The following is a 22,242-nucleotide window of genomic DNA, read 5'->3' as shown; positions in this document are numbered from 1 at the left end:
GTCCTTTCACGCGGAGATGTCGGACGGCGTGGCTGCGGCCCCGGGTGCGGAGTCGCTCTCCGGGGCGGCGCCGGCGGCCCTGCCTCGGGCTTCGCCGGCTTCGGCTGCCATCTTCTGCAGCCGTGCGAAGGCGTCGCAGCATCCTGCGCCGGCGGGCGCCTGGTCGGGCTGGTCCATGACCTGTCCTCCTGCGTGTCGCCTGGCAATAATTCGATGAATGCAAAATCAAGACCAGGATGACTCGGGGCGAAGTCGCCTGTCAACTGAGCACCTGGAGCGCGCGTCGTGTGATGGAGGTCACATCGGAGTGCGTTGCGCGTCAGTTCGCTCACAAGCCAATCTCGATAGGTATCGAATCAAGGCGGGGGCTGATGAGACGTGTGAGGCGGTGGGGTGGAGCCCCGCCTGGTGCCCGGGTCCGTTCGTCTTCGACGGCCTGGCTCCGTCACCGGGGTCTGCAGCCGGCCCTGCCCTGACCTTCCCCCCGCGCCCCGCTTTGTGACCTGGCACGCGTACCGTCGGAGAGGAACAGTCCATGCCCGATGCATCGAGCGCCTCCCCCCGATCACCACTCGATCCGGCCGAACCGATCGCGGTGATCGGCATGTCGGGCCGGTTCGCGGGGGCCGCCGATCCGGCCTCCTTATGGCACCTGCTGCGCTCGGGCTCGGACGCCATCACCGAGATACCCTTCGGCCGCTACGACGTAGGACCGCTGTACGACCCGCGTCCTCGTGTCCCCGGCCGGACCGTCAGCCGGTGGGGCGGTTTCGTCGAAGGCATCGCCGAGTTCGACGCCGACTTCTTCGGCATCTCGCCCAAGGAAGCGGACCGGATGGACCCCCAGCAGCGCATGCTGCTGGAGGTCGCCTATGAGGCTCTGGAGGACGCCGGGCAGCCGCTGGAAGCGCTCGCGGGGTCGGACGCCGGGGTCTTCGTAGGCCAACTCGGCGGGGACTACTGGCACATGCAGTACCAGGACCGCGACCGGCTGGACCTCTACTCCATGACCGGATCGGCATCCCGGGCGATCACCTCGGGACGGCTGTCGTACGCCTTCGACCTGCGCGGGCCCAGCTTCACGGTGGACACGGCCTGCTCGTCCGCGCTCGTCGCCGTCCACAACGCGATGCAGGCCCTGCGGCTCGGCGAGTGCGGCCTGGCTCTCGCCGGTGGCGTCAACCTGGTCCTGCTGCCCGAGGAGGGAGTGGTCTACTCCGGCGCCGGCATGCTGGCCCGCGACGGCCGCTGCAAGTTCGGCGACGCCTCGGGCGACGGGTTCGTCCGGAGCGACGGGGTGGGCACTGTCGTGCTCAAGTCGCTCTCACGGGCCCTGGCCGACGGCGACCGCGTACGCGCCGTGCTACGCGGCTCGGCGGTCGGCAACGACGGCCGGTCCAGCGGATACCTCGTGACCCCCGGGGCCGACGGCCAGCGCGAGGTCGTGCGGCGCGCCTACGAGAACGCCGGGGTCGACCCGGCGGACGTGGACTACGTCGAGGCCCACGGGACCGGGACCGTCGCCGGTGACCCGGTGGAGCTGGAAGCACTGGGCGATGTCCTCGGAGCGGGCCGCCCCGCCGACCGGCCCGCCCTGGTGGGCTCCGTGAAGACCAACATCGGGCACGCCGAGGCCGCCGCCGGCATCGCGGGCCTGATCAAGGCGGTGCTCTGCCTGGAGCACGGCGAGGTGCCGCCGAGCCTGCACCTGCACGACCCCAACCCCGCCGTGCCGTGGGACCGCCTGCCGGTCAGCGTGCCCACCGCGGTGACCCCGCTCCCGGACCGGGGCCGCCCGGCACTCGCCGGCGTCAGCAGCTTCGGCTTCTCCGGCACCAACGCCCACCTCGTCCTCGAAGCCGCACCGTCCGGACGCCCCGGCGACGCGCCGAAGTCGGAACGCCCCGAACTGCTCACGCTCTCCGCCCGCTCGCCGGAAGCCCTCATCGACCTCGCCGCCTCCTACGCCGGCCACCTCACCACCGGAGCCGGCCGCTCGCAGCAGCTCCACGACCTCTGCCACTCGGCGGCCACCCGGCGCAGCACCCTGGACGCCCGGCTCGCATTGCCGGTGACTTCGCGCGAGCAGGCGGCGGAGGCCCTGCGCGCCTTCGCGCAGGGCGAGGACGAGCCCGACCTCTCCTTCACCGACTACGTGGAGAGCGGAACGGTCAAGCGCATCGCCTTCGTCTTTCCCGGTCAGGGCTCCCAGTGGGTGGGTATGGGACGGGAACTCCTCGACACCGAACCGGTGTTCGCCGACGCGATGCGCGCCTGCGACACCGCGATCAAGAACGAGACGGGCTGGTCGGTCATCGACCTGCTGCGGTCCGGGCCCGCCGAGCGCTTCAAGGAACTGGACGTCATCCAGCCGACGCTGTGGGCCATGGAGATCGCGCTCGCCGCGTTCTGGCGCTCCTGGGGCGTCGAGCCCGACGTCGTCATCGGCCACAGCATGGGCGAATCCGCCGCCGCCTACGTCGCGGGAGCGCTCACCCTGGAGGACGCCGCTGCCGTCATCTGCCGCCGCAGCCGCCTGGCCAAGCGCCTGACGGGCCGTGGCACTATGGCCTGGGTCGCGCTGCCCGCAGACGAGGCGGCGGCCGCGCTCGCCGGCCACGAGGACTCCGTAGCCGTCGCCGCCGCCAACAGCCCGACCTCGACACTCCTTTCCGGGGACGGCGAAGCCCTGACCGCCGTCCTCGCCGCGCTGGAAGCCCGCGGTGTCGTCACCCGCTGGGTCAAGGTCGACTTCGCCTCGCACTGCCCGCAGATGGACGCCCTGCGCGAGGACCTGCTCTCGGAGCTGAAGGACCTCGCACCCCGGCCGTCGGCCGTCGCCATCCACTCCACCCTCCTCGGCGAGGTCGTCGACGGCGCCGGAATGGACGCCGCCTACTGGGCCCGGAACATCCGCGAGCCCGTCGACTTCGTCGGCGCGGTGCGCCACCAGATCGGTCTCGGCGACACCGTCTTCATCGAGGTCAGTCCCCACCCGCTCCTCGTCAACGGCATCAAGGAGACCGGCCGTTCCGTCGGCCGGGAGACCGTCGCCGTCGGCTCGCTGCGCCGCGAGGACGGCGAGCGGACCGCGATGCTCGCCGCCGCCGGCGCGCTCTGGACGTGCGGCGCGCTCCTCGCCCCGGCGCTCTTCGCGGGCACGGGCCGCCACGTGGACCTGCCGCACTACCCCTGGCAGCGCACCACGCACTGGCTGCCGGACGCGCCGATCCCCGCGGCCGGCAGCGCCGAGGCCCCAGGACCGGCGCCCGCCGCCGCGCAGCCCCGCCACCCCCTGCTCGGCCCGGAGACGGCCCCCGACGGCAGCACCCGGATCTGGACCGGCACTCTCGACCTCGACAGCAACGCTTACCTGGCCGACCACCGCATCCAGGGAACCGTGATCGTGCCGGGCACCGCATACCTGGAGCTGATGCACGCGGCGATGAGGCAGGTGGCCGGCGACCGGCCCGTGGCCCTGGCCGATGTCGCCTACCACCAGGCGCTGTTCCTCGACGACGGCGCCGCGCCGCCCTCCGTCCGCGTCACCGCCGCACCCGCAGCCGCAGGAACGTTCTCCTGCCAGGTGCTCAGCCGCTCGGCCGACGACGAGTCCTGGACCCTCCACGCCCGCGCCACCGGCCGGGGCATCGACATGCCCGGCCCGGAGCAGAACCTGCCCGCGCTGGAAGAAATACGCGGACGGCTGCCCGAGCACCAGGCGGCCGCCGAGTTCTACGCGCACAACGCCGAGCGTGGCAACCAGTGGCAGGGCGCCTTCCAGGGCGTCACCGAGCTGTGGCGCACCGACGGCGAGGTCCTGGCCCGCATCGTCTGCCCCGAGCAGCTGCGCGCCTCCCTGGACGTTCACCTGTTCCACCCTGCGCTCCTCGACGCCGGCGGCCACTCCATGGCTGCCGCACGGCGGCTCACCGTGGCCGACCCGGACAACGTGTTCGTTCTGGGCGGGATCGACGAGACGAGGTTCTACGACCGCCCCGGCACCGAGCTGTACTGCCACGCCGTGCTCGTGCCCTCGGACCGCGACGACTCCTTCACCGCCGACCTGGTCATCCGCGATCCCCACGGCGGCCTGCTGGCCGAGATGCGCGGGCTGCGCCTGCAGTACCTCGCGGGCACAGCTCCCCGCGAGGCCGAGCCGCAGCCCGGCGCGATGCCCGTACCGGAGAGCCTGCCCGCCGCCCCTTCCGCCCTTCCCCTGGCCCCGCCTCCAGCAGCCCCGTCCGGCGACTGGCTCCACGACCTGCGCTGGCAGCCGTCGCGGAGAGACTCGGCCACCGGAACGGCGCCGGGCACCTGGGTGGTGTTCACCGACAGCGGCACCGCCGGACGCAACGTCGCACGGTCACTGCGCGCCGAGGGACGGCAGGTCGTCGTGGTGACCGCGGCGGCCTCCCTCCACGCCGGCGGGACGGAACTCTTCCGTATCGACCCGGCCGTCCCCGAGCACTACGCCACCGTGCTGGCCGAGACCGCACGCCTCGGACCAATCGCGGGAATCGTGCATCTGTGGGCGCTCGACGCCAACTGCGGCCTGGACGCTTCCCCCCGCGAGATCGCCCGGGCACGCCGGCTCGCCTGCCACAGCGTGCTTCACCTCGTCCAGGCGCTGAAGGCGACCGAGGCGGAACCCGCTCTGTGGCTCCTGACCCAGCACGCGCAGGCCACGGGGGCGGAGGAGCCGATGGTGAACCCCTTCCAGGCGACGCTGTGGGGCCTGGGCCGCACCCTCGCCGCCGAACACCCCCGGCTGCGTACACGGCTCGTCGACCTGGACCGCGAGCGGTCGACGTTCGCGGAACTCCCCGCCGAACTCCTCCATCCCGACGAGGAGGCTCAGATCGCCCTGCGGGCCGGCCACCGCCGGGTGGCACGGCTCGTCCGCCGCGGCACGCAGCAGCCGATGACCCCGGCAGCAGGCGACGACAGCACCGTACGGCTCACCCTCGCCGCCCCCGGCGTCATCGACGACCTGCACCTGGCGGCGCATCCGCGCCGGGCCCCCGAAGCCGGAGAGGTCGAGATCCGCGTCTCGCACGCCGCTCTCAACTACCGCGACGTGCTCCTGTCCGTCGGGCTCTACCCCGGGCAGGACGACCAGCCGCCCGTACTCGGCTGGGAGTGCGTCGGCACCGTCACCCGCGTGGGGGAGGGTGTCGAGGACGTCGTCGTGGGCGACGAGGTCATCGCCTTCGCGGACGGCGCGATGGCCGCGCACGTCGTCACCAGGGCCACGCTGACAGCGCCCAAGCCCGACCGGCTCACCGCCGCGGAGGCGGCGACGCTGCCCGCGTCGTACCTCACGGCCTACCACTCGCTGGTCGACCTCGCCCGTATCGGCCGGGGCGACCGCGTGCTGATCCACTCGGGCACGGGCGGTACGGGGCTGGCCGCGATCAACATCGCCCAGTGGAAAGGGGCGGAGGTCTTCGCCACGGCCGGCAGTCCCGAGAAGCGGCTGATGCTCGAACACCTCGGTGTCCGCCACGTCGCCGACTCGCGGTCCCTCCAGTTCGTCGACGACTTCCGGCTGGCCACCGACAAGAACGGCTTCGACGCCATCGTCAACACGCTCGTCGGCGAGGCCATCCCCGCGAACCTCTCGCTCACGGCGCCCTACGGGCACTACCTCGAACTCAGCAAGCGCGACATCCTGACCGGCGAGACCCTGAACCTGGCACCGTTCGCCTGCAACCTCTCCTTCCACGCGGTCGACGTCGTCCACATGATCCAGCACGCCCCGCACAGGGCCGGAGCATGCCTGCGGGCGGCCGCCCGGCTCGTCGGGCAAGGCGTCCTCAAGCCGCTGCCCTACCGCGAGTTCGACGCGACCGACGCGCGCTCGGCCTTCCGGCTCATGGCCCAGTCACGCCACACGGGCAAGCTCGTGCTCGCCTTCCCCGACTCCACCCTGGAAGCCGCTGCACCCGCCCCCTCGGTCCCCGAGCCCGCACCGCGGGCGTCGACGCCCGTGCGCGGCGACGGGACCTACCTCGTCACCGGGGGAACGGGCGGGATCGGCGGCGAACTGGCCACTTGGCTCGTCGAGCACGGGGCACGCCACCTGCTGCTCACCGGCCGCACCGCCCTCCCCGACCCGGAAGGTGCCGCCGCCGACCACCCCAACGCCGCCCAACTCGCCCTGCTCCGCGACCTCACCGCCCGGGGCGCGGATGTGCAGTATGCGGCCGTCGACGCCGGTGACTACCCGGCGATGCGCACGCTCCTCGACGACCGCGCCCGCGCGGGCAGGCCGCCGGTCACCGGCGTCTTCCACGCCGCCGGGACCATCGACTACGCACCGCTGAGCGACCTCACCCCCGACGACCTCGACGCCGTACTCCGGGCGAAGGTCTCCGGCGGCTGGGCGCTGCACCGCCTCGCCCAAGGCGCGCCGGTCGAGCAGTTCGTCCTCTTCTCCTCCGGCTCGGCGATCCTCGCCTCACCCATGCTGGGCGGCTACGCGGCCGGCAACGCCTTCCTCGACGCCCTTGCGCAGCACCGCCGGGCAACCGGCCACAGCGCCACGGTCGTGGACTGGGGATTCTGGGACAGCGTCGGCATGGTCGCCCGCAAGCAGCAGGAGGACGGCCGAAGCCTCCTGCCGCGCGGCATCTCGGCCTTCACCCCTGAGGACGGACTCGGGATCCTCGGTCGCCTCCTGACCGAAGGCGCCACGCAGACCGTCGTGTTCGCCGCGGACTGGCCGCAGTGGGCGGCTGCATACCCCGACGCCGCGGCAGCGCCTCTGCTCGCCGACCTGATTCGCGGTCACACCCCCGGCCAGCCCCGGCTGCTACCGGCCACCGAGTACGAGCGGTCGGACCGACCCGCCGCCCCGCCCGCACTCCCGGCACCGCGGCCGGCCCCTGCCGAGACACTTCCCGCCACGCACCAAGAGCCCCCGAGGCGGGACAACACCGAGCCCCCGCAGACCGCCACTGCACCGGTTTCGACACCGCCTTCGACGACACCGACTGCTCCGGAGGCCGTGATGGCGTTCCTGCGGGCTCAGACGGCGGAGGTGTTGGGGCTGCGTCCGGAGCGGGTGAATGTGAATCGTCCGTTGAACCGGATGGGTATGGATTCGCTGATGGCGGTGGAGTTGCGGAACCGCGTGGAGCGGGAGTTCCGCACGCAGGTGCCGATCGTGAAGATCCTCAAGGACGGAACGCTGACCGCGATAGCCGAAGCGCTGGCCGAGGCCGGCGGCGCTCCGGCCCCCGACCGGCCGGACACGGGATCCGCGGGCGGTGCGATGACGGTGCCGGTGGCGGAGCCCCGCCCAGCCGCGCCGGAGTCCCTGGCGGCGCCGGAACCTGACGCCCCGACCGCTGGGGCCTCGCCCGGCGCAGAGCAGGTGATGGCGTTCCTGCGGGCTCAGACGGCGGAGGTGTTGGGGTTGCGTCCGGAGCGGGTGAATGTGAATCGTCCGTTGAACCGGATGGGTATGGATTCGCTGATGGCGGTGGAGTTGCGGAACCGCATTGAGCGGGAGTTCCGCACGCAGGTGCCGATTGTGAAGATCCTCAAGGACGGAACGCTCACCGGGATAGCCCAGGCGCTCGGGGAAGCAGGCGGACCGGAATCCTCCCCGACCTCCGAAGGAGCCGAGAAGTGAAGACACCCGGGGTGTTCATCGCCGGACTCGGGACGTACATACCGGAGATCTTCGACGCCAGAAAGGCCGTCGAGCTGGGACTGTACGACGCCGACGACTACGAGTGGTACGGGTGGACAGGTGCCGCCGTCGCGGGGGACATGCCCGCGCCGGACATGGCGGTCAAGGCCGCGCTCCAGGCCGTGGAGCGCTCGGGGCACCACCCCGACGACCTGGCGCTGCACATCCACGCCTGCGGGCACGAGCAGGGACCGGAAGGCTGGTCGCCGCAGCACTACATCCTCCACCACGTCACCGACCGCGACATCCCCGCCTTCCGTGTGTGGCAGGCGTGCAGCGGGCTCATCGGCTCCATCGAGCTGGCCGCCTGCTACCTCCAGGCGGTACCCGAACGGGCCGCCGCCCTGCTCACCGGAGCCGACAACGTCGGAACCCCGAAGTTCAACCGCTGGGCCTTCGGCATCCAGAACGGCGTGCTCGGCGACGGCGCCAGCGCCCTGGTCCTGTCCAAGCAGCAAGGATTCGCCCGGCTGCTGTCCGTCAACACCGGATCCACCGCCGAGGTCGAGGCGCAGTACCGCGGAGACGAACCGCTGTTCCCGCCCTCCCTGACCGTGGGGCGCAGCATGGACTTCAAGGAACGGCTCGCCGCGGCCGGCGGGCTGGAGGAGACCGTGGCCGAAGTCGTCCGCCGCCAGGGCGAGCTGCGCACGGAGATCGCCCTACGGACCATCGCCGAGGCCGACATCGAGGTCCGGGACATCACGCGCGTGGCGCACGTCTTCACCGGCCAGGAGGCTTACCTCAAGGTGATCCTCGACCCGATGGGCCTGAGCACACGCCAGGGCCTGCTGGAGTTCGGCCGCCGACTCGGCCACATGACCGTCAACGACCAGGTCGTCGGGCTGACGCACCTGGTGGAAACGAGGCAGGTCGGCCCCGGCGACCACGTACTGATCGTGGCGCACGGCGGCGGCGTCTCCATCACCTGCGCGGTCGTGCGCATCGAGCGCTCTCCCGAGTGGAGTGCCGCGGCCGTTTGACCGGATCGGGCGCGGCGGGACCGGACCGGTTCCGCCGCGCCCGGCCGCGTACCGAACCTCCCGCTCCTGCCCATGGACCACGTGAAGCGGCCCGCTCCCGGGCCGCCCGAGCCTGAAGGACGACAGGATGATCTCTGCCGACGCGTTCTGCGCCGAACTCACCGAACGCGGCTTCTCCACCGCCAGCGGTGTCCCGTGCTCCCACTTCGGCGGGCCGATCGCCCTGCTGAGCCGGTCCGGTGAGGCGTACGTGCCCGCGCCCAACGAGGGCGCCGCGCTCGCAGTGGCCGCGGGCGCCGCCCTCGCCGGTCGGCGCGCGTACGTCATGCTCCAGAACTCGGGCCTCGGCAATCTCGTCAACCCCCTGACCTCGCTGGTGATGACCTATCAGCTGCCGGTGCTGACCTTCGTCAGCCTCCGCGGCTGGCCCGACCCCGCGACCGACGAGCCGCAGCACGAGGTGATGGGGCCGGCGAGCCACCCGCTGCTCGAAGCGCTGGGCGTGCCGCACTACACGCTCCGCAAGGACGACGGGGTGGAGCGATTCCGGGAGCTGCTCGACGCGGCGGACAAGGACCTCTCCGACCGGCGCGCGCCGTTCGTCCTGGTGGAGCGCGGCGCCATCGGCAAGGCCGACGCGGGCAGCACCGACGTGGCCGGTGGGCTGCCGAGCGCCGAGGTGATGCGCAGGATCGCGGAGGTCGCCCCGGAGGCTGCCCTGGTGGCCACGACGGGTTTCACGGGCCGGGAACTCTTCGCCGTCGCCGATCGCCCCGGGAACTTCTACATGCAGGGCTCCATGGGCCACGCGTCGTCGCTGGCCCTCGGGGTGGCGCTGGCCCAGCCGCAGCGGACCGTCATCGTGCTCGACGGGGACGGCGCCGCGCTCATGCACCTGGGGGCGATGTCCACGATCGGGCAGCAGGCCCCGGCCAACCTCGTCCACGTCGTTCTCGACAACGGCGTCCACGAATCCACGGGCGGCCAGCGCACGACGTCCGACACCACGTCCTTCGCCCAGGTCGCGGCCGCCTGCGGCTACCGCACCGCCGTCGGCTGCCCCGCCCTGGACGACGTCGAAGCGGCCCTGCGCACTGCCCTCGCCTCGCCCGGCCCGCACCTGCTGGCGGTGCGGACGCTTCCGCGTACGGGAGCCGTCCCGCCGCGGGCCACCAGCGCCCTCAGCGCGGAGGGCATCCGCGACCGCTTCTCGGCGTCGCTGGCGGGGGCTTCGGACCAGCAGCCGGGATGAGCCCGGGAAGGGGCCCTTCTCGCCCTCAGCCGGCCGTGCCGTCGCTGAGGGCGAGAAGGGCCGCGATGCCTTCCGGGTCGGAGGCGGCGAGGCTCGCCAGGACGCGGACCGGCTCGGCGAGAGCCGAGCAGCACAGGCTGTACTGGTTGCTGCGGCCCCGCGGGACGGCGGCGACGAGCGCCTGCTCGCGCAAGGGCGCGAGGTGGTGGCTCACCAGTGTCTGGCTGAGACCGGTCGCCTCCTGGAGTTCCTTCACCGTGCGCGGGCGCTGGGCGATCAGCAGCAGCAGCGTCAGACGGGTCTCGTCGGCCACCGCCCGGAGCTTCGGCGCCAGCACCTTGGCCTGGTCGCGCTCGCTGAGCCATACGTCCGGGTCGGTGACGGCCACCCGCAGGTCGGGGGATCGGGCCATGAGAACCTCCCTGGGGACCGGTCGTCGGTGCCGCTCTGCGAGTGTATGCCGCGCTGAACTGTGCTGTTGTACGCGGGAGCCGGGCCCGGCGGGCAAGCGATCGGATCAGGCCTTGGCGGTCGACGCATCGTCTGCGGGAACGTCCTCGGTCTCCCCGGGGGTGCTCACGGCCGCCATCCGCGCACGCGGCAGGACGACCACGGCAGCCACCGCACCCACGGCCGAGACGGCGACGCCCGCGACGATCGCGCTGTTCAGGCCCGATACGAAGGCGTGCTGCACGGAGTGCACCAGCCGCTGCCCGGGTGCGCCGAGCCCGGGGAGTGCCGCGAGGGCACTGCCGATGGAGTCCCGGACCGCGCCGTGCGCGTCGGCGGGAATGCCGGACAGGGATGGCAGTTTGTCCCGGTAGAAGGTCGACAGGAGGCTGCCGGTCACCGCGATGCCGAGCGAACCGCCGACCTGCATGCCGACGTCCGCCATCGCCGAGCCGGCTCCGGCCTGCCGGGCGGGGGTCGCCATCACGATCGCGTCCGTCGCCGCGGGGAGGGCGATGCCCATGCCGAGGCCGAAGACGGCGAGTGCCCACAGGGCCATGGCCTGGGAGGAGTCGTCCAGCCCGCCGAGCATGGCCAGGGCCGCCCCGCAGAGCAGCAGGCCGAAGGCGACGGTCGCCTTGAGTCCGACGCGCTCCACCAGCGGCGCGGACAGGGGCGCCCCGATCATCATGGTGCCGATCGCGAACATCCGGACGCCGGCGGCCAGGGGGCCGAGTCCGAGCACCGACTGGAGGTACTGGGTCAGCAGGAACAGCATGGTGTACATCCCGAAGGAGACGCACAGGATCGACAGGGCGCCGCCGCCGAACCGGGAGAGCTTGAACAGCTCGACGGGCATCATCGGGTGCGCGGTGCGGCGTTCCCAGCGGACGAACGCGACCAGCAGGACGACACCGGCGGCCAGCGCGCCCAGCGTCACCGGGTCCGCCCAGCCGAAGTGCGGGGCCTCGACGAGCCCGTAGACGAGAGCCACGAGGCCGAGGACGGACAGCACGGCCCCCACGAGGTCGAGCCCGGGATGCTCGGTGTCCCGGGACTCCGGGATGAGCGCGATGCCGGCGATCAGGGCGATCAGGGCGATCGGCACATTGATGAGGAACATCGACCCCCACCAGAAGTGCTGGAGCAGAAGTCCGCTCAGGGCGGGGCCGAGCGGAACTCCGACGGCTGCGGCGCCAGACCAGATGCCGATCGCCTTGGCCTGTTCCTCGGGCGGGAAGATGTCCTTGATGATCGTCAGGGTCGCGGGCATCATCAGCGCCGCGGCGACGCCCATGGCCGCCCGGAAGCCGATCAGCATCGGGCCGTTGACGGCGAAGGCCGCTCCCACGGAGAACCCGAGGAAGGCCGTCAGCCCCACGAGCAGGGTGCGCTTGCGCCCGAAGCGGTCGGACAGTCCGCCGGCGAGCAGCAGCAGGCCGCCGAAGGCCAGCGCGTAGGAGTCGACCACCCACTGGAGGGCGCTCCCGCTGGTGTCGAGATCGCTCTGGATACTCGGCAGGGCCAGGTTGAGGATCAGGGTGTCCAACCCGATCAGCACCAGGCTCAGGCAGAGCACCGCCAGGATCTGCCAGCGGCGGCGGTAGGCGGTGGCACGGTCCACGAAGGTCCTCCTCAGGGCAGCACTTGGCACACCGGACGTGCTGTCCCCGGTGCGGCGCGCAACAGCGTAGCCACTCAACAGTGTTCGCTGTTGAGAGCAGCCGAAACTGTTCTCAGTTACCGGCGCTGATGGGTGACTTTCGGTCAATCTCCGCTCGCCGGTGCGTGCGGGCCCTCTGCTGGCTCTGTTGCTGGAGTTACTGGCAGTTCTGACGGTGCTTCACGGCCGGGAGGAGACCGTCGGCCCAGCGCTGCCCGTCGGAGTGGAAGCGTGGTGCCGGACCGCCCGCAGTTGGACGTAAGTGCAGGTCGACATCCACTTGTGGGGGCGCTGACGTGCGAGGCGCGGTCCGCGATCGGGCCTCCGTCCGGACGGGTGATCGGATCCGGCCCCGGTGTCTGAGATCTGTCTCGAATAATTCGACCACCATCGATAAATTGAGCTAACCGGCGATCGGCACGCACGGCCGGTCGACGACACGGCGCAGCACCCGCGGCAGCTCGACGCCGCAGTCGATGAGGGGACCATGAAGCACTTCATCACCGACTACGGCTACTGGGCCGTGTTCCTCCTGATGGTGGCCGAGTCCGCCTGCATCCCGGTTCCGTCCGAACTCGTCATGACACTCGGCGGCGCACTCGCCGCCGGCGCCGTGGACGGGGCGCACCCGAACATCGCGCTCGTCGTCGTGGCCGGGACGCTCGGCAACGTCGTCGGCAGCTATCTGGCGTGGGCTGTGGGGCGGTACGGCGGCAGGCCCGCCGTCCAGCGCTGGGGGCGCTATGTGTGGCTGGGGGAGAAGGACATCGAGCGGGCGGAGCGCTGGTTCGACCGGCACGGCTTCAAAGCGGTGTTCTTCGGCCGGATCCTTCCCGTCGTCCGCACGTTCATCTCCCTCCCCGCGGGCTTCGCCCGCGTGGACCCGCTGCGGTTCGGTGTCTACACGCTGCTCGGATGCATCCCGTGGACGCTGGGCCTGGCCTGGGCCGGCTACGCGCTCGGCAGCAACTGGGAGGACGTCGAGCACGCGATGAACGGGCCGAGTTACGCCGTCGCCGGGGTCGTCCTCCTGCTGCTCGTGGCAGGACTCGTCATGTTCATCAGGCACCGCCGCCCCGGCCGGGAACCCCGGCCGATCCCCGAGAGCGACTGACCTGCGCGTACGGGGACGGTGCGCAGTCCTTCGGGATCCTGCTCCGGGGCACGGCGTGATCGCCGCGCCGCGGAGCACGGTTCCGATTTGATCAGTACGAAGGGAACACGATGTCTGTCTCCGCTCTGCCCCGGCTCGCCCTGGTGGGGGACCACGGGAACCACAACGAGCCGTCCCACCCGAAGATCGACGCGATGATGCCGCACTGGGGGCTCGACGCGGCCTGGATACCCACCGTGGACATCCACGACACAGGCCTTCTGGAAGGCTACGACGGCATATGGGTGGTCCCCGGGGCGCCGTACATCAACCAGAAGGGCGTCCAGGAGTCCGTCCGGTACGCCCGCGAGAACAAGCTGCCCTTTCTCGGAACGTGCGGCGGGTTCTTCAGCGCCCTCATCGAGCACGCGCAGAACGTCCTGGAACTCCCCGAGGCGGAGGGGGTCGACGAGGACCCGGAGAAGCTCATGCCGCTCGTCACCCCGCTGCAGTGCTCCTTCCGGGGTGAGAAGGCGCCGCTCGTGATCCGCCCGGAATCGCGGATCTCCTCCATCTACGGCGGCGCCACGCAGGCCGAGGAGGTCTTCCACTGCGACTACGGGCTGACGACGGAGTTCATGGGCTCCGCCAGCCAGGGGGACCTGTCGATCTGCGCGTGGGACGTCGACGGCGCGCCGAGGGCGCTGGAGATGGCCAACCACCCCTTCTTCCTGGGAAGCCTCTTCCAGCCCGAGCTGGCCTCGACGCCGGAGACCATGCACCCCATCATCGTCAGCTTCCTGGACGCCGTGCGGCTGAGGGCGGCCTCCGCCGCCACGGCGGCCTGACGGGAGCGGCCCGGGCCGCGAGCACACACCGCGAACTCCCCGCGTACGGAAGGCCGGACGGGACCGGGCCGGTGCTGCCGCCGTGCCCCGGCGCGCGCTGAGCGCGCGGGGCCGGGATCCGGTGGGGAGCCCTTCCGCACCGACCACACGGAGGACTTCGGTGAATTCCCAGGAGCAGGGCATACCCCGTCGCGGGTTCGTCCGCGGAGCGATCGTCGGCGGCACCGGGTTGGGAACGACGGCACTCACGGCCGCGAGCCCGGCCTCGGCGCACGCAGCCGGGGACCGGGACTCCCCGCCTCCCGAGGCGCCGAGGAGCAGCTCGCCGCCCGGCAACCCGGACCTGACGGACCAGTCGGCCGCCCTCGGGCCCGACCGCACCGTCACGACCGCCTGCCAGTTCTGCAACGCCAACTGTCGGCTCCACGTCGGCCTCAAGGCCGGCCGGGTCATCGAGATCCGCGGGGAGACCGGCGACCCGGTGCAGGCCGGCAACCTCTGCGTCAAGGCCGACCTGATGCCCCAGCTCGTGTACAACGACGAACGGCTGACCAGGCCGCTGCGTCGGGTGAGCGGGCGCAAGGGCTCTCCCGACTCGGTCTTCGAACCCGTCTCCTGGGACGAGGCGCTCGACACCATCGCCGTCAAGTTCCTGGAGCTGCGCGACGCGGGGCTGGCGCACACTATCGCCAACCGGACCACCGGCCGGATGCCCCGCGGCACCGGATCGCTCGTCGCCCGCCTCTTCAGCATGCTCGGCAGCCCCAACAACACCGACGTCGGACCGGTGTGCAACGACGCCGGCGCCGACGCACTGGCGGCGACCTTCGGCGTCGGCAACTTCACCAACGGCTACGGCATCGACGGCGCCACCGGCCGCGAGGACCTGGGCGCCGCCCGCTACCTGCTCTTCCTGGGCACCAACCAGGGCGAGACCCACCCGGTGACCTTCGAGTACCTGCTGCGCGAGCGCAGGAAGACCGGCGCCCGGCTCACGGTGGTGGACCCGCGGCTGACGCCCACCGGCGCCCAGGCGGACCGCTGGCTGGCGCCCAAGCCCCACACCGACTACGCCCTCGTCCTCGGAATGCTGCACCACATCATCACCGCCGGGCTGTACGACAGGAAGTTCGTCAGCCGCTGGGTCACCGGCTTCGAAGAGCTGCGCGACCACATGGTCCGGCACGCCTACACCCCCGCCTGGGCGTCCGAGGTCACCGGCGTGCCGGAGGAGACGATCACGGCCGTCGCGCGCGAGTACGCGAGCGCCAAGCCCGCCGCGATCTTCTGCAACGCTGGCATCTCCCACCAGATGGGCGCGTTCGACACCTACCGCGTACTGACCTTCCTCGCTGCGGTGACGGGCAACATCGGCGTGCCCGGCGGCGGCTGCAACTTCATGCACAACACCTGGCCGGGCGACCTCCACCTGCCGCCGATCACCGCGATCGTGCCCGACCTCACCAACGCCCTGCCGGTGGGCCCGGACTACTTCGCCGAGTCCATCCTTACCGGGCGCCCGTACCGGCTGCGCGCCATCGTCACCCAGGGCAATCCACTCGTGGCCTCGGCGAATTCCAGCAGGGTCCGGGAAGCCTTCGAGCAACTCGACTTCTTCGTCTACACAGGGCTCTTCATGGAGGAGCCGGCCTACTACGCGGACGTCATCCTCCCGGTGTGCAGCGGACTGGAGATGGGCGGCGTCTACATGCGCCGCGATGACCGCGCCATCCGCTGGCAGGACCAGGCCGTACCCCGGGTGGGGGAGTCACGGCCGGACTGGGAGATCTGGATCGGCCTGGCCCACGCCCTGGCCAGGCACGACACGAAGCGCCCCGCGCACGAGTGGACCTCGGAATTCCCCGAGGAGTGGCTGGACTACCGCAACCTCTGGCGCGAGTTCGTCAGCCGCACACCCGGCATGGGCGGGATGGGCGAGCAGCGCCTGCGCGGGCGCACCGAGCCGCTGCGCTGGCCCTGCCCCACCCCCGACCACCCCGGCGTCTCGACGCTCTACCTCGACCACCCCAGCTGGTACGCGGCCGCCGAATCCCTCGACCCCGCCCACAAGGGCAAGCGCTTCCTCACCCCGAGCGGCAAGGCCGAGATCTACACCCCCGCCCTCGACCAGCGGCTGGCCACCGCGGGCCATGGCGCGCTCCCGGTCTTCTACACCCACCCCGAGGTCACCGGCGCCCACCCGACCGTCCGGTTCGAGCGCGGATTCGTCACCAACCCGGTCAACCCGCAGGCGGTCACGCACCCCGTCACCCTCGGCGTGCCCGGCAGCGACGTCGTCCACCGCGCCTTCCCGCTGATGGGCATGACGGGACGTCCCAGCGTCGTGCACTTCGCCGAGGTCACGCACTGGACGTACACGGGGGAGCAGCTCAACGGCATCCGCCTCGTGCAGATCCATCCGAGCACCGCCCGGCGCAACGGGATCCGCGACGGCGACACCGTACGGGTCGACAGCCCGCGAAGCACGGTCACCGGCACCGCCCTGCTGTGGGAGGGCATCCGGGAGGACACGATCTTCGTCCCCAACACCTTCGGCCCCGCGCAGAAGGTCGGCGACACCTTCGGCGCGCCGCGCTACGACCCCGCCAACACGCTTCCCGACGACGCCTACTACGACAACCTCTCCGGCCAGCAGGCGTACAAGTGCTTCGCCTGCCGAGTGACCAGGGCCTGACCAGGCTCTCTTCCGAAAGTCCGCCACCACAAGGAGGCAACACCGTATGAGCGCCGCCCCCGACCCCCGGCTCAAGGCCGAGGAAATCACCGTCAACACGCTGGACACCCCGCCGGACACCGAGGTAAACGTCCTCGGCTCCAAGAGTTACACCAACCGCTACATCGCCATCGCCGCCCTGTCAGGCAAGCCCACCGTGATCGACGGGGCGCTGCTGTCCGACGACACCCAGTACCTCGCGAACGCGGTGGCCGCCTTCGGGCACGTCCGCACCACCATCGACCACGACGCGGCCCGCATCACCGTGGAACCCACCGGCGAGCCGATGCGCGCCCCCGCGGAGGACATCTTCGTCGGCGGTGCGGGAACGCCCCTGCGCTTCCTGATCTCCATGGCCGGTCACGCCGAGGGCACGACCGTCATCACCGGCAACCAGCGGATGCAGGAGCGTCCCATGGGCGACCTGCTCGCCGCCCTTCCGGCGCTCGGCGTCGACGCCACCGCGGTCCGTGGCAACGGCTCCCCGCCGATCCGCGTCGTCGGCGGCTCGTTCAACGGCGGCGCCACCTCGATCAGCGGGCAGGTCTCCAGCCAGTTCACCTCCAGCCTGATCATCAACGCGCTGCGCGCCGCCCGCGACACCGAGATCACGATCGCCGACGAGCTGATCTCCAAGCCGTACGTCGAGATGACGCTCGCCGCCCTGGCCGAGATGGGCGTCACCGTCGAGCGCGACGGCTACCGGCGCTTCACCGTCCCGGCCGGTCAGAGCGCCCGCGGCGGCCAGGTAACCGTGGAGCCCGACGCCTCGGGCATGTCGTACTTCCTGGCCGCGGCCGCCGTCACCGGCGGGCGCGTCACCATCCCCGGCATCGGCGCCAGCTCCCACCAGGGCGACGTCCACCTGGTCGAGGCACTGGAGCGCATGGGGTGCCAGACCGACGTCAAGGACACCTCCATCACCCTGTCCGGCGGCCCCCTGCTCGGAATCGACATCGACATGGAGGCCATGCCCGACGTCGTCCCCAGCCTGGCCATCGTCGCCGCCTTCGCCCAGGGCACGACCCGCATCACCAACATCGCCTCCCTCCGGGTCAAGGAGTGCGACCGCATCGCGGCCGTCACCACCGAGCTGCGGAAGATGGGCATCACCGTCGAGGAGTTCCCCGACGCCATGCACATCACCGGCGGCACGCCGCACGGCGCGGTCATCGACACCTACGACGACCACCGCATCGCGATGACCTTCGCGATCGCCGGCCTGCGCACCGAAGGCGTCGTCATCAAGGACCCGGGCTGCGTCGCGAAATCCTTCCCGAGCTTCTGGAGGACGCTCGACGGGCTCTACCCGACGGGCCGGAGCACCCGATGAGCGGCCCCGGCACACCAGGCGTGCTGCTCGTCCTAGACGGCTGGGGACACGCGCCCGCGTCCGAGGCCAACGCCTTGTCCGCGGCGAAGACCCCGGTCCTCGACGGGCTCCGCACCTCTTCCCCCTCCGCGCTGCTGGAAGCGTCCGGGGAAGCGGTCGGGCTCCTTCCCGGAACGGTCGGGAATTCCGAGATCGGGCACATGGTCATCGGCGCCGGCCGGCCGCTGCCGTACGACAGCCTGCTCGTCCAGCAGCGGATCGACTCCGGCGAACTGCGGACCGACCCGCTCCTGGCGTCGGTCCTCGCCGCGCTGGCCGCCTCGGACAAGGCGTTCCACCTGGTCGGGCTGTGCTCGGACGGCCAGATCCACGCCAACGTCGAGCACCTGGCCGTCCTCCTCGGCGCAGCGGCCGACCACGGCGTGCCGAGGGTGTGGATCCACGTCGTCACCGACGGACGGGACGTCGCGGACGGCACCGCGGAGCACTACCTTCGGCGCGTGAAGGACCTGGCGGAACAGGCCGGGAAGGGCACCGTCGCCACGGTCTCCGGACGGGGCTACGCGCTGGACAAGGCGGGCAACCTGTCCCTCACCGAGCAGGTCGTCGCCGTGATCGCCGACGCGGAGGGGCCGAGGGCCGCGAGCCCCGAGGAAGCCGTACGCGCCGGCGAGCGGGGCGACGAGTGGGTGCCGCCGACCGTGATCACCGATACGCCCGACGCCCCCTCCTCCCGTATCGCCGACCGCGACGCGGTGCTGTTCTTCAACTTCCGCAGCGACCGCATCCAGCAGCTCGCCGACGGCCTGGTCGAACGCTGGGCCGCCACGGACCGCTCCGTGCTCCCGCTGAGCTTGGCCCAGTACGACACCAAGGCGCCCATCAAGGCGCTCGTCGGGCGCGCGGACGCGTCCGGCGGCCTCGCGGACGAACTCGCCTCGGCGGGCCTGCGCTCCGTGCGGATCGCCGAGGCGGAGAAGTTCGAGCACGTCACCTACTACATCAACGGCCGTGACGCCACGCAGCGCGACGTCGAGGAGCACCACCGGATCACCGGGGACGGGCCCCCGGACTACCGCGCCCGGCCCCGTATGCAGCTGGACCAGGTCGTGGACGCGGTGGTCACCGCCGCCGCACGTACCGAGATCCCGCTGGTGGTCGCGAACCTGGCGAACATCGACGTGGTCGGGCACACCGGCGACTTCCCGGCGACGGTGTCGGCCGCCGAGGCGACCGACGAGGCCGTGGCCCGGATCGTCGAGCAGGCGGGCGCGCAGGGCCGCTGGGTCCTCCTCGTCGGCGACCACGGCAACGCCGAGGTGATGGCCAGACCCGGCCCGGACGGAGTGACGAGGCCGTACGGCGGCCACACCACGAACCCCGTACCCGTCGTCCTGGTCCCCGCGCCCGGGGCGTACGCACCGGACACCCTGCACGACGGCACGCTCGCCGACGTCGCACCCACCATCCTCGCCCTGCTCGGCCAGAAGCCGGGCGCGGCCATGACCGGAAGGCCCCTGTTGTGACATCTGCGGCGACCATGACGCCCCGGCGCCCTCACGAGGACCACGCGCTGGACGAAGTGCTCGCGTCCCTGCGATCCGCCGTCAAGGGCGGTCGCGACGCAGGGGTGCTGAGCCCTCGCGTCCTGCCGGCCTTCGACGCCGACTGCCGTCCCGTCAGCCTGGGTGACGGCCTTTGGGGGGTCGCGCGCACCTCGGTCGACGGCGCCACCAGGGCCTTGTGCGTCCACAACCTCACCGACGGCCCCGCCACCTTCGCCGTCGGCGCCCTGCTGCCTCCTGTCAGGCCCGACGACCAACTGCACTTCGTACGGGGCGAGGCGCGCACGAGCGCGACCGCCGACGGGGACATCGCCATCCACCTGGACCGTCGTTCCTTCGTCTGGCTGGCCCGCTTCCCCGACGCCTCCTGACCCGTACGCACAGCGCGCCGACCGCCGCCTTCCCCGTGGGGCCGACGCCACCAGATCCGCTGCAGCCTTCACCGGCACCGGACGGGCACGCCATGCCCGCGCCACCGCCGGTGTCTTCCTGAAGGGCACCGCCAACCCGAAGGATCTGTATGGACATTCTCGTGCTCGTACTCGTGCTGGCCCTGGCCGCCGCCAACGGAGCCAACGACGTCCCCAAGGGCGTCGCGACTCTCGCCGGCGCCGGTGTGGCCAAAGTGCGGACCGCGATCGGGTGGGGGACGATCACCACAGCCGTCGGCTGCCTCGTCTCCCTCCATTTCGCGTCCAAGATGACCGCCCTGTTCTCCAAGGGGATCGTCTCCGCCGACCCGACGCCCGCCTTCGGCGCGGCCGTCCTGATCGGCACGGTCGCCTGGGTGGCGCTCGCCACCTGGCGCGGCCTGCCCGTCTCGACCACGCACGCCCTCACCGGGGCCCTGCTCGGAGCCGGGTCCCTCTTCGCGTCCAGCGCGGTGCAGTGGAGCGTGCTGCTGAAGAAGGTCGTCGAGCCGCTGCTGCTGAGCGTCCTGATCGCCTGGGCGATATCCGCCCTCCTGGCCGTCGCCGCTCGCGTCGCCCTGCGCAGACTCGCCGCCGCCCGTCCGCCGGCTCAGCAGGAACCGGAGCCCGTGCCTGGGCCCGGGGGCGGTGGCGCCACGACCGCGACGGTCACCAGGACCGCCACCGAGCCGCGGACCGAGGAGGAGACACAGCCCACCGGGAAACTCGGCGCCGTCGGGGTCGCTCACTGGCTTACCAGCGGGCTGACGAGCTTCGCCCGCGGGATGAACGACGCGCCGAAGATCGTCGCCATCGGGTCGTTCGCCCTCGTCTCGGGGATGACCCCGACCCGCCTGCTGTTCGCGGTGACCGCGGTCATGGCCGTCGGCGGTCTGGTGGTCGGCAGCAAGGTCGCGGGCCGCCTGGCCAACGACGTGATCAAGATGGAGCACGTCGAAGGCTTCACGGCGAACCTGACAACGGCCGCCCTGGTAGGACTCGGGGCCTTCCAGGGGCTTCCGATGTCGACCACGCACGTGTCGATCGGCGCCATCTCCGGAACGGCCGGCACCGACCTGTCGCGCATCAAGAAGAAAACGGTGCGGGACTTCGCCATCGCCTGGGTGGTGACACCGCCGTTCGCCGCCGCGGTGGCCGCGCTGGCGTACCTCGCGTTGCGCTGATCCCGGCGTCCGGTCAAGCACTACCTGGATACGCAACGTCCAGGTAGCGGCATACCCGGTGGCGGACCGCCATGACGCAACCACGGCGGTCCGCCACCGGCAATTCGGGCCCGCGCCGCGATCAGTATCCGTCGATTACGTGTCCGGAAACGCACGTTGAGGAGGCGGCGTGAGAAAAGGCAGCCGCCGTGGGAGTAACGTATCACTCCATGGTGACCTCAGTCGATAGTGATGCCATACGGCTCCTCGGTGACCCGCTGCGCAGCCGTATCGTCGCGCTCCTCGCGGAAGAGGCGCTCTGCGTCTGCCACTTGGTGGAGGAGACGGGAGCCAAACAGACCAACCTGTCGAACCACCTCAAGGCCCTCCGGGAAGCCGGCATCGTCGAGACCGAGCCGTGCGGGCGGTACATCTACTACAAGCTCGTGCCGTCGGCGGTGGAGGCCGTCGCGCAGCAACTGGCGGGGATCGCCGCGCTCGGCCGTGAGACCGTCGAGACCGGGCGGCGGCGCCCATGCCCGTGACGCCGTGCCCGGTGGCGGGGATCAGCAGCCGATGAGCAGTCGGCTCATCGCCGCCAGCGCGCCCGGCGCCACTCGGTAGTAGACCCAGCTCGCGCGGCGCTCGGAGGTCAACAACCCCGCCTCGCGCAGCTTTCTGAGGTGGTGGCTCACGGTGGGCTGGGACACCCCGACGTCCTGGATGTCGCACACGCACGCCTCGCCTCCGGGATGGGCGGCGACCCGAGAGAACAGCCGCAGCCGGATCGGGTCCGCCAGCGCCTTGAACATCACGGCCACGGATTCGGCGTCCTGCTGGGATAACGCGGCCGAGCCGAGCGGCGGGCAGCACGCGATGTCCCTGTCCTCGGGGGGTGTCGGCTGCTCGGAGACGACGTCAAGATTCGACATACCTCTATGTTGACACCTGTCTAAGCAGATGCCAAGCTCCGCTATTGACGGTTGTCGAATCAGCGAGGGTGTCGCCGATCGCCTCCAGGCCGTGAGCGCGTATGGCCTGCGGAG

The 22,242-nt window shown here is 71.5% G+C and carries 15 protein-coding genes; 11 read left to right on the top strand and 4 right to left on the bottom strand.

The genetic code is table 11. From position 1 onward, the window contains the following. Window positions 1-6: 6 nt before the first annotated feature. Window positions 7-177 carry a hypothetical protein gene (locus tag ACH4SL_RS28535; RefSeq protein ID WP_398450633.1) on the bottom strand — a complete coding sequence of 57 codons (171 nt, stop codon included), beginning with the start codon at window positions 175-177 and terminating at the stop codon, window positions 7-9. Window positions 178-535: 358 nt separating this feature from the next. Here ACH4SL_RS28535 and ACH4SL_RS28530 point away from each other — a divergent pair, with 358 nt between their 5' ends. The 3 genes from ACH4SL_RS28530 to aepY all read left to right on the top strand — a co-directional run bounded on the left by ACH4SL_RS28530 (window position 536) and on the right by aepY (window position 9,937). After that, complete coding sequence (locus ACH4SL_RS28530) at window positions 536-7,642, top strand: type I polyketide synthase (RefSeq protein WP_398450631.1); 7,107 nt, start codon at window positions 536-538, stop codon at window positions 7,640-7,642. After that, window positions 7,639-8,685, top strand: a complete 1,047-nt coding sequence (locus ACH4SL_RS28525) for a ketoacyl-ACP synthase III family protein (RefSeq protein ID WP_398450629.1) — start codon at window positions 7,639-7,641, stop codon at window positions 8,683-8,685. The genes ACH4SL_RS28530 and ACH4SL_RS28525 overlap by 4 nt, the downstream gene beginning before the upstream one ends. A 127-nt stretch (window positions 8,686-8,812) precedes the next feature. Beyond that, window positions 8,813-9,937 (top strand): phosphonopyruvate decarboxylase, encoded by a 1,125-nt coding sequence (gene aepY / locus ACH4SL_RS28520; RefSeq protein WP_398450627.1) that lies wholly within the window; start codon window positions 8,813-8,815, stop codon window positions 9,935-9,937. Between the two features lie 25 nt (window positions 9,938-9,962). Here aepY and ACH4SL_RS28515 read toward each other — a convergent pair whose 3' ends face one another. Further along, a complete protein-coding gene (locus ACH4SL_RS28515; protein WP_398450625.1) occupies window positions 9,963-10,349 on the bottom strand; it encodes an ArsR/SmtB family transcription factor in 387 nt (128 codons plus the stop codon). A 105-nt stretch (window positions 10,350-10,454) separates the two neighbouring features. Then, a complete protein-coding gene (locus tag ACH4SL_RS28510) occupies window positions 10,455-12,011 on the bottom strand; it encodes an MFS transporter (RefSeq protein WP_398450623.1) in 1,557 nt (518 codons plus the stop codon). A 526-nt stretch (window positions 12,012-12,537) separates the two neighbouring features. Here ACH4SL_RS28510 and ACH4SL_RS28505 point away from each other — a divergent pair. The 8 genes from ACH4SL_RS28505 to ACH4SL_RS28470 all read left to right on the top strand — a co-directional run bounded on the left by ACH4SL_RS28505 (window position 12,538) and on the right by ACH4SL_RS28470 (window position 21,741). Next, on the top strand, window positions 12,538-13,164 hold the full coding sequence (locus tag ACH4SL_RS28505) for a DedA family protein (RefSeq protein WP_398450621.1): 627 nt from the start codon (window positions 12,538-12,540) through the stop codon (window positions 13,162-13,164). Window positions 13,165-13,274: 110 nt separating this feature from the next. Next, window positions 13,275-13,991, top strand: a complete 717-nt coding sequence (locus ACH4SL_RS28500) for a hypothetical protein (RefSeq protein ID WP_398450619.1) — start codon at window positions 13,275-13,277, stop codon at window positions 13,989-13,991. 160 nt (window positions 13,992-14,151) lie between these two features. Next, complete coding sequence (locus ACH4SL_RS28495; RefSeq protein ID WP_398450617.1) at window positions 14,152-16,686, top strand: molybdopterin-dependent oxidoreductase; 2,535 nt, start codon at window positions 14,152-14,154, stop codon at window positions 16,684-16,686. A 46-nt stretch (window positions 16,687-16,732) separates the two neighbouring features. Then, complete coding sequence (aroA, locus tag ACH4SL_RS28490; protein ID WP_398450615.1) at window positions 16,733-18,058, top strand: 3-phosphoshikimate 1-carboxyvinyltransferase; 1,326 nt, start codon at window positions 16,733-16,735, stop codon at window positions 18,056-18,058. Beyond that, the gene (gpmI, locus tag ACH4SL_RS28485; protein ID WP_398450613.1) at window positions 18,055-19,584 is read left to right on the top strand and encodes a 2,3-bisphosphoglycerate-independent phosphoglycerate mutase; all 1,530 of its coding nucleotides are present in this window, start codon (window positions 18,055-18,057) and stop codon (window positions 19,582-19,584) included. Before aroA ends, gpmI begins: the two co-directional genes overlap by 4 nt. A gap of 14 nt (window positions 19,585-19,598) precedes the next feature. Next, window positions 19,599-19,994 carry a hypothetical protein gene (locus tag ACH4SL_RS28480; RefSeq protein ID WP_398450611.1) on the top strand — a complete coding sequence of 132 codons (396 nt, stop codon included), beginning with the start codon at window positions 19,599-19,601 and terminating at the stop codon, window positions 19,992-19,994. Window positions 19,995-20,143: 149 nt separating this feature from the next. Then, window positions 20,144-21,217 carry an inorganic phosphate transporter gene (locus tag ACH4SL_RS28475; RefSeq protein ID WP_398450609.1) on the top strand — a complete coding sequence of 358 codons (1,074 nt, stop codon included), beginning with the start codon at window positions 20,144-20,146 and terminating at the stop codon, window positions 21,215-21,217. Between the two features lie 209 nt (window positions 21,218-21,426). Then, the gene (locus ACH4SL_RS28470; RefSeq protein ID WP_398450607.1) at window positions 21,427-21,741 is read left to right on the top strand and encodes an ArsR/SmtB family transcription factor; all 315 of its coding nucleotides are present in this window, start codon (window positions 21,427-21,429) and stop codon (window positions 21,739-21,741) included. A gap of 21 nt (window positions 21,742-21,762) precedes the next feature. Here the strand turns inward: ACH4SL_RS28470 and ACH4SL_RS28465 are convergent, their stop codons facing one another. Further along, window positions 21,763-22,128 (bottom strand): ArsR/SmtB family transcription factor, encoded by a 366-nt coding sequence (locus ACH4SL_RS28465; protein ID WP_398450605.1) that lies wholly within the window; start codon window positions 22,126-22,128, stop codon window positions 21,763-21,765. Between the last annotated feature and the right edge of the window lie 114 nt (window positions 22,129-22,242).

This window comes from Streptomyces sp. NPDC021020, from assembly GCF_044333285.1.
Taxonomy (GTDB): Bacteria; Actinomycetota; Actinomycetes; order Streptomycetales; family Streptomycetaceae; genus Actinacidiphila.
This window is presented reverse-complemented; position numbering and strand designations above follow the sequence as displayed.

Bases quoted from the DNA above. Each gene is read 5' to 3' on its own strand.
- aepY (WP_398450627.1), top strand. From the start codon at position 8,813: ATGATCTCTGCCGACGCGTTCTGCGCCGAACTCACCGAACGCGGCTTC.
- ACH4SL_RS28470 (WP_398450607.1), top strand. From the start codon at position 21,427: ATGGTGACCTCAGTCGATAGTGATGCCATACGGCTCCTCGGTGACCCG.
- aroA (WP_398450615.1), top strand. From the start codon at position 16,733: ATGAGCGCCGCCCCCGACCCCCGGCTCAAGGCCGAGGAAATCACCGTC.
- ACH4SL_RS28465 (WP_398450605.1), bottom strand. From the start codon at position 22,128: ATGTCGAATCTTGACGTCGTCTCCGAGCAGCCGACACCCCCCGAGGAC.
- ACH4SL_RS28505 (WP_398450621.1), top strand. From the start codon at position 12,538: ATGAAGCACTTCATCACCGACTACGGCTACTGGGCCGTGTTCCTCCTG.
- ACH4SL_RS28515 (WP_398450625.1), bottom strand. From the start codon at position 10,349: ATGGCCCGATCCCCCGACCTGCGGGTGGCCGTCACCGACCCGGACGTA.
- ACH4SL_RS28475 (WP_398450609.1), top strand. From the start codon at position 20,144: ATGGACATTCTCGTGCTCGTACTCGTGCTGGCCCTGGCCGCCGCCAAC.
- ACH4SL_RS28480 (WP_398450611.1), top strand. From the start codon at position 19,599: ATGACGCCCCGGCGCCCTCACGAGGACCACGCGCTGGACGAAGTGCTC.
- ACH4SL_RS28530 (WP_398450631.1), top strand. From the start codon at position 536: ATGCCCGATGCATCGAGCGCCTCCCCCCGATCACCACTCGATCCGGCC.
- ACH4SL_RS28500 (WP_398450619.1), top strand. From the start codon at position 13,275: ATGTCTGTCTCCGCTCTGCCCCGGCTCGCCCTGGTGGGGGACCACGGG.
- gpmI (WP_398450613.1), top strand. From the start codon at position 18,055: ATGAGCGGCCCCGGCACACCAGGCGTGCTGCTCGTCCTAGACGGCTGG.
- ACH4SL_RS28535 (WP_398450633.1), bottom strand. From the start codon at position 177: ATGGACCAGCCCGACCAGGCGCCCGCCGGCGCAGGATGCTGCGACGCC.